Source organism: Desulfosarcina sp. (assembly GCF_033791525.1).
GTDB lineage: Bacteria > Desulfobacterota > Desulfobacteria > Desulfobacterales > Desulfosarcinaceae > Desulfosarcina.
The window spans coordinates 1-9,200 of the sequence record NZ_JASJGN010000263.1; the positions used below are offsets into that span (position 1 = coordinate 1).

Annotated in this window: 6 protein-coding genes; 5 read left to right on the top strand and 1 reads right to left on the bottom strand. The window is 54.7% G+C overall.

The annotated features are described in order from the left end of the window. The first annotated feature begins 215 nt into the window (after positions 1–215). The 5 genes from QNK41_RS13255 (at position 216) to QNK41_RS13275 (ending at position 8,609) form a co-directional block, all read left to right on the top strand. Positions 216–3,290 (top strand): type II secretion system protein J, encoded by a 3,075-nt coding sequence (locus tag QNK41_RS13255; RefSeq protein WP_319257684.1) that lies wholly within the window; start codon positions 216–218, stop codon positions 3,288–3,290. Positions 3,291–3,723: 433 nt separating this feature from the next. Then, the gene (locus QNK41_RS13260; RefSeq protein WP_319257686.1) at positions 3,724–5,904 is read left to right on the top strand and encodes an acetate--CoA ligase family protein; all 2,181 of its coding nucleotides are present in this window, start codon (positions 3,724–3,726) and stop codon (positions 5,902–5,904) included. Between the two features lie 13 nt (positions 5,905–5,917). Then, positions 5,918–6,328, top strand: a complete 411-nt coding sequence (locus QNK41_RS13265) for a hypothetical protein (RefSeq protein ID WP_319257688.1) — start codon at positions 5,918–5,920, stop codon at positions 6,326–6,328. A gap of 149 nt (positions 6,329–6,477) precedes the next feature. After that, positions 6,478–7,413: an Hsp33 family molecular chaperone HslO gene (locus QNK41_RS13270; RefSeq protein ID WP_319257690.1), complete on the top strand. Its 936-nt coding sequence runs from the start codon at positions 6,478–6,480 to the stop codon at positions 7,411–7,413. A gap of 5 nt (positions 7,414–7,418) precedes the next feature. Then, positions 7,419–8,609, top strand: coding sequence for an MFS transporter (locus QNK41_RS13275; protein WP_319257691.1), 1,191 nt, complete (start codon positions 7,419–7,421; stop codon positions 8,607–8,609). Between the two features lie 8 nt (positions 8,610–8,617). Here QNK41_RS13275 and QNK41_RS13280 read toward each other — a convergent pair whose 3' ends face one another. Further along, positions 8,618–9,148: an NUDIX hydrolase gene (locus tag QNK41_RS13280; RefSeq protein ID WP_319257694.1), complete on the bottom strand. Its 531-nt coding sequence runs from the start codon at positions 9,146–9,148 to the stop codon at positions 8,618–8,620. Positions 9,149–9,200: the final 52 nt, after the last annotated feature.

Here is a 9,200-nt window from a genome sequence, read left to right on the forward strand (position 1 = left end):
CCTCCCCGCGGCAAGCCGCGGGGAATGTTCTGCCTTTAACGGCAGTGCTTACGCAGCACCGTAAGGATGAATGTCTATTTTCAGTTCGCTCGCTAACCCCGCCGCCCCGATGCTCGGGATCTCTGCTTCACTCCGACCCCGGGGGCGGGATCTCCGCTTTGCTCCGACAAGCGGCGAGGAATGCGCTCGCTATCGCGGTTCAAAATTGTCACCGATTGAAGGGTGATACCGGGTTTACCCTGATCGAAATCATCGTTTCTCTGGTGATTGCCGGGATTCTCGCATCCATTGCCGGCATGGGAATCGTGTCCGCCATCAGCGGTTATGCCGTTGTCCGGGAAAACGTGAGTCTTTCCCAGAAAATTCAACTTGCCACCACAAGAATTAATCGAGAACTGCTGGAGTTGACGGACATCAGTTACACCGATGGTGCCCGGCCTTATATCGTCTATTACTCGGCGACCGGCCGACCACAGGCCATCGCGAAAGTAGATGATACGATCAAGCTGTATGACGATCTGGAAGGACCGATTTCAGACACCGATCTGGAAAACAAGGGCGCGATTCTGACCGACAGCGTGGATTCTTTTACTCTAAATTACTTTAAGGGCGGCAATAATTGGGTTTGGACGGATGACATCCGCGAACTCTCAACCATTCAGGTCTCACTGAATCTGCTTAGCAAGGACGCTGCCGGTATTGCCGTGAATACGACCCAGCTGGTTCACCTGAGGAACAATGACAATTATGGCGGTAATGTAGCCCTGCCCGTTGCCCCACCCACTGGCGATCAATATACCTGCTTTATTTCGACAGTGCGGCCAGGTCCGCTTTGCTCCGGCGCCACACCCGTCCGAACGCTAATTCGATGGGCTCTGGTTATGATACCGCTTGGGTGGGTGATTCGGTGCGTTAAACAAAAAAGTTATATCCGTCCAACCAAAGCGACGGTCCTGTTCAGCAAAAAAGCCGATGGCAGCGCGCTGATCGGAATAATCATCGCCATCCTGGTATTTGCTGCATTGGGTGCCGCTATCGTCCCGATGATCAGCTCCTCCCAGTTGTCTCGCACCGCTGCTGGCAGATCCGCCCAGGCCTATTATCTGGCCGAATCCGGTATGCGTTATGCCGCCAGCCAATATCTCAATGCGACCAGTGAAATCGCCAAATATACGGCGTTGAACGCCGTCCACGGTGTTTCTCACCAGTTGCAGGACAATCAGGGTTCATTCACCGTTTCCTTTACCCCCTATTATTTCCTTGTGGACGCTGATCTCTTAAACACAGCTACATTGACCACGCACATATACGGAAGTCCTGAATACACCTTCCCCCTGGCAGGCGGCAGACTGAGCGTCGATGACACCGTTTATGCTTACTCGTCCGCGTCTATTGCCGGGCAAGTGGTGACTTTTAATGCGTTGTCATCATCACTGACGGTGCCCGCCGACACGCCGGTGTACCCGGTCGCCCAAACCGTCGCCCAGACCGTTTCAAACGGCGGTGATCTTTCCGTGTCTCCAGGATCCGGCGACCTGTTTCCGGACCGAAACGGTTCCTTTGTGCTGAGTGGAAACACCTACACCTACCGGGAAAATAGCCGTGATACCGACACCTTTCTGGGCATCAAACGAACCGATGGTTCTGATTTTTCAGATTTTACAATAACCGCCAACGAGGATATCCGGCTGAAAAAATTTGTTAAAATCACATCCACCGGCTCTGTTGGCAACGGCGATATGATGGCATCCCGCGACATCGTGTATCACGTGCAGATCCCCGAGGAGAATGCACCCCAGCGGATCGTTTTTTATGAAAGATTCGACAATCTGGACATGTGGGATGCATCCGTGCTTGGCACCCACGGAATTGCTGAACTCCCGGGAAACAATGTGCTCAGGGTCACCGGGATCGCCCAATCCGGAGTCGATACCCCCAGCGCCAGTTTACTCACGTTAAATATGGGCGCCGTGCAATTCAATCCCGATGAATTCGATACGCAGGTCAAGGTCGGGTACGAGCCGGTATTACCCGATTACTATACGGCGGGGATCAGTTTTCGTTTAACCGAGGGTGGCGATAAAACCTATGGACTGTCATTTCAACGCAGCGCACCATCAGGCGATACATCCGCCATTGACAACATTTACAACGGGCTGAAGCCCTTTTCTGTCGACAAGGTGCAAGCCATTATCCTCTGGCAGTCCACGGGGAGTAATGATTCTGACAAGCACTGGTTGGCCTATAAACAGATTTCAGATGTCAATCTGGTTTCCAGTGCTCAGGATATTACCGAGCTTGAATGGGTGGACAGCCTCGGTAAAAAATATTCCGACCCCATCACCGATTTGACCGCTGTTCCCGCATTGCCGTGCGATTACCGAACAATCAACCTCAGATTTTCCAGCACATGCGACCCATTGCAGTCCGACTGCACGACGGTGGAGGTTTCTATCGATGGGGGGGTAAACTGGATTTTGGTGCAGGAAAACGAAGCCGACCTCACCCCCTTCGCCGGTCAGGCCATCACCACCATCCAGTTTCGAATCAATGCGGGTACCACTGGCTGGCATATCTTTAACGTTGAATTCACTGCCAATGACTTCGACGTTGAGAACGCCACCCTGCTCACTCGCTTCACGGAAAAGGCTTCCATCACCTTTACCAACGGCGATTCAGATCCCATCGAACCCGACGATCGAATCATCGGCGATAACAGTTTCGCATCGGCAACCGTCTATGGTGCGCCGGTAATAAAAACCGGCGGTTGGGCCACACTTGACGCTGCCGGCAGCCTGCTTATTGATAATGTTGACGGCGTATTCCAGATCGGTGAACGACTGTCGGTTGCCGGCAAACCCACTAATCTGGCGACACTAACCGGATTCAGGGTCCAAGACCATTTCATCGAGGCATACTTTGGGACTGCATCCGGTTGCGGCACCCCGAACACGGATCCCCTCGATGGTCAAAAACACCCCTACCCGATCGATCCTCCCGCTTTGGTCTGGCCGCCAGATGCGGGCGAACCATGGACGACGGACAAGGACTATTTTCAGTTGATTCAATGGGACGCGTTGAACGGTGCCGTCGGAACCATTGAACATGTCAACTCACTCGACCGGCCGAATACGTTCATCCGCAGCTCGGAGACTGCAATCACGGGCCTCGGCTCGACCCTCGGCCTCCACACCTTTGGTGAAGGTTCCCTGAACGTCTACTTCGACGATTTCGGTTATCAATCTTTTGTCGATCAACCAGTCGCCATCAGCCAGCCCATTCAATATTGACGGATTCGTAAAAAATCCGATATCTGCGTTACGCTTCATCCTTCGTCACTGCGGAGTACCGTAAGTACACCTCATTCCTCAGGATGGAACATGAATGTTCGCCGTAATGATGAAGATCGATATACTGTTCGCTCGCTAAGGCTCGCTTTCACGGCCCGCAAGCCTTGATCTCGGGCTTTTTACGAGTCCGTCGGAAATGCTACTTTTTACGAGTTCATCAATATTGACAGCCTCGACAAAAAATCGATTGTCATTTTAAACGCGTTCTCGCAGTTCTTTACAATGCGATCTTGCACGTCAGTTGATTTATGTTCAACTAAACCTTGACCTTGTCCAGCGGCCTCAAGTAGATAGTGACCGGTGATTTTGATCGTCTAATGGGCTGTTTCTGGATACGGGACCCCAAAACCGATGGTTATCAGGAGATGACAACGTGGATCTGAATGCTTTTGTGACAAAAGCCCTCGAATCCGGCAGGACGGCTTTAACCGAAGCCGAGTCGAAAACGATACTGGGCCGTTACGGCGTTCCCGTGGTAGCTGAAACGATTGCGGCCACAGCTGCAGGCGCTGCTGTCGCAGCGGCTGACCTGGGTTTTCCCGTTGTGCTCAAAGGCATCGGCGACGGTCTGCTGCACAAAACCGAAGCCGGTTTGGTTCACCTGAATCTGACCGATGAAAAATCCGTGCTGTCTGCGGCGGAGCAAATTATTCAGACTGCCACCCGCGTGAAGATTCTCGTTCAACCTCAAATTCGTGGGCATCGGGAATTCGTAGCCGGCCTTTTCCGTGACCCCCACTTTGGCCCGGCGATTCTTTTCGGATTGGGCGGCATCCTGACCGAAGCGCTGTCCGACGTCGTCTTTCGGCTGGCACCGCTCACCCGTCAAGATGCGACGGACATGATCGAAACCATCCGATCCCGATCGCTGCTGGGGCCCTTTCGTGGCGAAGCGGCGGTGGATCGTGACGTCCTTTTGGGCACATTGATGGGACTTTCCGCCATCGCTGCCGATTTTCCAGAAATTGCCGAGATCGACATCAATCCACTGATTGCCACAGCAACCGGGGAACTCAAGGCCGTGGACGCCCTGATCACCCTGGCTGAGCCTGATCGAAAGACAACCGATGCCCACCCGGTTCCGCCACCTGCTATCCATTCGCTGTTTTATCCCCGATCGGTAGCATTCATCGGCGCCTCCGCCCAAATGGGCAAGTGGGGGCATATGCTCGTCTGCAATACCATCAGCGGCGGCTACCAGGGCGAGGTCTATGCCGTCAATCCCAAAGGCGGCGTCATCGCCGGCAAACCCGCCTTTGCATCGGTGGTGGATATTCCCGGTGAAATCGACCTTGCAGTGGTAACCGTGCCTGCCGCCGGCATCATGAACCTGATCCCCCAACTGAAGGCCAAGGGGGTTAAAAATATGGTGCTGATCACATCGGGTTTTGGTGAAACCGGTGCCGACGGCAAGGCGCTGGAAAGGCAACTGGCCCTGGAAGCACGGGCTGCAGGAATTCTCATCCTCGGGCCCAACACCATGGGCATCTGCAATCCCCACATCCATTTTTTCTGCACGGGGACGTCGGTCCGCCCGTTGGCAGGGTCCACGGCGGTGGTTGCCCAGTCCGGCAACATGGGAACCCAGTTGCTGGCCTTTGCCGAAGCGCAGGGCATCGGCATCCGGGCCTTTTCCGGCTCCGGTAATGAGGCCATGATCACCATCGAAGACTACATGGAAGGATTTGAAGTCGATGAACTCACCCGAACCGTGATGCTCTACATTGAAAGTGTCAAGCAGGGCCGCCGCTTTTTCGAAAGCGCGCGGCGGGTGAGCCAGAAAAAACCCATCGTGTTGCTCAAAGGCGGCCAGACCCGGGCAGGCAACCGGGCGGCATCCAGTCATACGGGTGCCATGGCATCCGACACCCGGCTGTTCAATGCGGTGTGCCAGCAGGCGGGCATTGTCAAGGTGGACCAACCCATGGAACTACTGGACCTGTCCGCCGCCTTTTCCTCCCTGCCGCTTCCGAAGGGCAACCGCATCGCCATCATGACATTGGGCGGTGGATGGGGCGTGGTCACTGCCGATCTGTGCAATCAGTTCGGCCTGGAAGTACCGGATCTCTCTGCGGAGTTAATTGCCGTCATCGATACAATCCTGCCGCCCTATTGGAGCCGGTCCAACCCCATCGATCTGGTTGGGGAAAACGACCCGTCCATCCCCTTGACCGTCATGGAAGCATTGCTTCAATGGAATGGCTGTGACGCGGTCATCAACCTGGGCATCCTCGGGCGCCGAATTTTTCTCAAACGGCTGGCCGATTCAGTAGAAAACGCCGATCGGTCCTATACTCGGGAGTTCCTGGATGACGCCGTGCATGCGTTTGTTGATTTCGAAAACAGCTACATCGAGCAGATTGTAGGGTTGATGGAAAAATACGGCAAGCCGGTCTTTGGGGTCAGTCTGCTCACCGATGAAAAGGATGCCACGGTCTATCGGATCAACGGCTATGATCTGAAAGGCGTGTTTTACGAAACGCCTGAACGGGCGGTAAAGGCGGCGGCCCGCATGGTTGAGTACCAGCGGTTTCGTGACCGGCACGCCGGTTAAAATAGGGATACCCATGGATTCATCACTGCTGATTGCCGCCGGTGCCAGTTTCATTGCCGGCCTGCTGGGATATATCATCGCCAGGCTGTGGATCAGGCCTATCGTTCGCTACAACATTACCAAACGCAAGCTTGACCATGAACTCACTCGATACCTGGCGCAGATGAATGAATCAGCCGAACCGGATAGACGGGTCGCACAAAACCGTGCTGATGCGATGCTGCGAGCGGCCCGGCAGCATGCCGTGGACCTGGTCTCCTGTTTCAGCGCGGAGATCCCCTACTGGTATCGTCTCTTGCTGGACAGCCGCAAGGAGTCGCCCACCGAGGCGTCGGGACTGCTCACCAATTTGTCAAAAATGCGCAATAGAGAACAAGTTAAAAATAGAATTGAACGTGTGCGACATACAATGGGCCTGAAATAAACCGATCGGCTATTGCGCAACTGTAAGTTGCACGGGCCCATTCTTCAGAGCCTTTGGTTGTCAAATGTGAAAAATACTCGCAACCGGGTTAAATTCAGGATGCGGTCAGATCGCTGATCTGCTTACACCAAAAAAAGCTATGCCTGCCCATGGAAAAGAAAATAACTGAAAACAGCCAACCGACAAAAATCGATCGTGAGAAAGATTGCCTGCATTCATTCCTAATGGCCGATGATACCATTCGCGGGGCTGTGCTCAACGGCAGCCGGATGATCAACCAGATGCGCCAGAATCACGTACTGGGCATCCTCGAAACGCTGGTGCTCGGACACGCCTATTTAGGGGCCTGTCTGATGGGTGCCAGCCTCAAAGGCAAAGACCGCCTGGGGCTGCAGGTTGACTGCTCCGGCCCCGTCAAAGGCCTGGTGGTCGAAGCGAATGCCGCCGGCGAGGTGCGCGGGTTTTTAAAAAATGTGCCCATCCCTGTTGAGAAGCCCCTGGAAGACTTCAACCTCTCTCCATTTTTCGGAGCCGGATTTATATCGGTGACCAGAATCCTGGCCGATGCCAAGCGACCCTTCACCGGCAAGGTGATGATGGCCCACGGCAGTCTGGCCAAAGATTTGGCCCACTATTATCTCACCTCTGAGCAGATTCCCACCTCATTCAGTCTCAGCGTCAAGTTCGACAATCTGGGGAATGTGGCAGCTGCCGGCGGGATGTTCCTGCAGGCCATGCCCGACGCCGAGGATGCGGTGGTCCGGCGGATCGAAGCTCAAGTGGTTGCACTGCCATCCATTGCCGCCTTACTGGCAGAAGGAACTGCACCGGAGGACCTGGTGCGCAGCCATCTGAGAGAATACTCGCCCCGTTTCATTGACAGACGCAAAGTCGGCTTCATCTGCCACTGCAACCGTGACCAGATCCGCAATGTTCTCACACTGCTGCCCATCGACGAATTAAAGGATATTCAGGAGAAAGGCCCTTTTCCCGTTGAGATTCGATGTCACCACTGCAATACCCGCTACACGTTCGAGCGGGATCACATCGATCTGATCCTGGCGGCACGCTTCTCAGATAACTGAACCCAATGAACCCAACGACCCCAACAAACATCTTTTTGCCCATTGTGGGCACCACTTTTTTCCGGCTGGTGCTCAATACCGCCAGGCGCTTTGTCTACCCATTTGCACCGGTGTTGAGCCGCGGACTTGGCGTCTCCCTGTCTGCGATCACTTCCCTGATTGCCATCAACCAGGTGACGTCCCTGCTGGGCGCGTTTATCGGTCCCATGTCCGACCGACTGGGGTACCGAAAAATGATGATCGCCGGGATGGCGATGCTGGCAACCGGCATGCTGGCCGCAGCCATTTTCCCCATATATGCAGTCGTCCTGGTGGCCATGTTTCTGGCCGGACTTGGCAAAAGCATATTCGATCCGGCCGTGCAGGCGTGGGTCGGCAACCGGGTACCTTACCGCAGGCGGGCACTGGTGATGGGCATCATGGAGACCTCGTGGTCTGCCAGCACCCTGATCGGCATCCCGTTGGTGGCCATCCTCATGGACCGGTATGGATGGCAATCGCCATTTCTGGTTATGGGCGGGTTGGGATGCATCGGTGCCGTCGCCCTGTTTTTTATCATCCCCGACGAGCCTGAACCGGCAAGTCAAAAAATATCACCCGTTGAATACCTCGGCGCCTATTCGCGCCTGATCGCCAACAAGCCGGCATTGGGTGCTCTGGGGTATGTCTTTTTTATCAGTGCGGCCAACGACAATCTATTCGTGGTATATGGGGCGTGGCTGGAAAAAAGCTTTGGGCTGGGCATCGTTGCCCTGGGATTGGGAACCAGCCTCATCGGTGTGGCCGAACTATTGGGAGAAGGCCTCACCGCCGCCGTCTCCGACCGCTTCGGCTTGAAGCGCGCTCTGATTGCCGGTTTGAGCCTGTCCGTCCTGAGTTACGTTGCGCTGCCTTTTCTGGACACGTCCCTGACGGCGGCCCTGACCGGCCTGGCTATTCTTTTCTTCATTTTCGAATTCACCATGGTCACCAGTCTAACCCTTTGCACCGAGATACTGCCCGGATTCCGGGCAACGATGATGTCCGGTTTTTTTGCTACAGCAGGCATCGGGAGAATGGTCGGGGCGCTGATGGGTGGAGCGGTCTGGCAGGCCGGCGGCATCCTTGCCACGGGCTGTACATCGGGCGTGCTGACGTTTCTTGGGATGTTGTGCCTGATGCGCGGGCTCAAGGGGTGGCGCCGGACCGATGTCTGATCAGTGATTTAGTCAGACCGGCTTACAGCCAGTTGCAGCCCGACGATGGTTTTGGCGTCCTGAATTTCACCTTCAGCGATCATTTTTAAGGCCAGGCGTAATTCAATCCGATGAACAAAGAGCAGTTCGTCCTCATCCAGGCTCTGGGCCGCCTTGGTGAGGCCGGTTGCAAGAAACAGGTGAATGCGTTCGTCAGAGTAGGCGGGCAGCGGTGTGATCTCAGCCAGTCGATCAAACTGGCGGGCCATATAGCCGGTTTCCTCGGTCAGTTCCCGTTCGGCACACCGACGGGCATCTTCACCCATTTCCAGCGTGCCTGCCGGAATTTCCCAGATGAAACCGTCGACGGCATGACGATACTGTTTGAGGAGTAAAACTGAATCATCCTCCATAACCGGTACAATGGCGGCAGCACCGGGATGGTGGATAATTTCCATATCTAGGGTGACGCCGTTGGGTAGGGTGATGTTCTCAGTGTAAAAATCAAACACCCTGCCCTTTCTAATCAATGTGGACTGGTTGCAGACCGCTTTGTTCATTTTTTGTCCTGGTGATTTGCTTTGATATGATCAACCAGTTCCCTTACTGTCT

What these genes read in the sequence shown, in the direction of transcription:
- QNK41_RS13265 (WP_319257688.1), top strand. Translation starts at nt 5,918, where the DNA reads ATGGATTCATCACTGCTGATTGCCGCCGGTGCCAGTTTCATTGCCGGC.
- QNK41_RS13270 (WP_319257690.1), top strand. Translation starts at nt 6,478, where the DNA reads ATGGAAAAGAAAATAACTGAAAACAGCCAACCGACAAAAATCGATCGT.
- QNK41_RS13275 (WP_319257691.1), top strand. Translation starts at nt 7,419, where the DNA reads ATGAACCCAACGACCCCAACAAACATCTTTTTGCCCATTGTGGGCACC.
- QNK41_RS13280 (WP_319257694.1), bottom strand. Translation starts at nt 9,148, where the DNA reads ATGAACAAAGCGGTCTGCAACCAGTCCACATTGATTAGAAAGGGCAGG.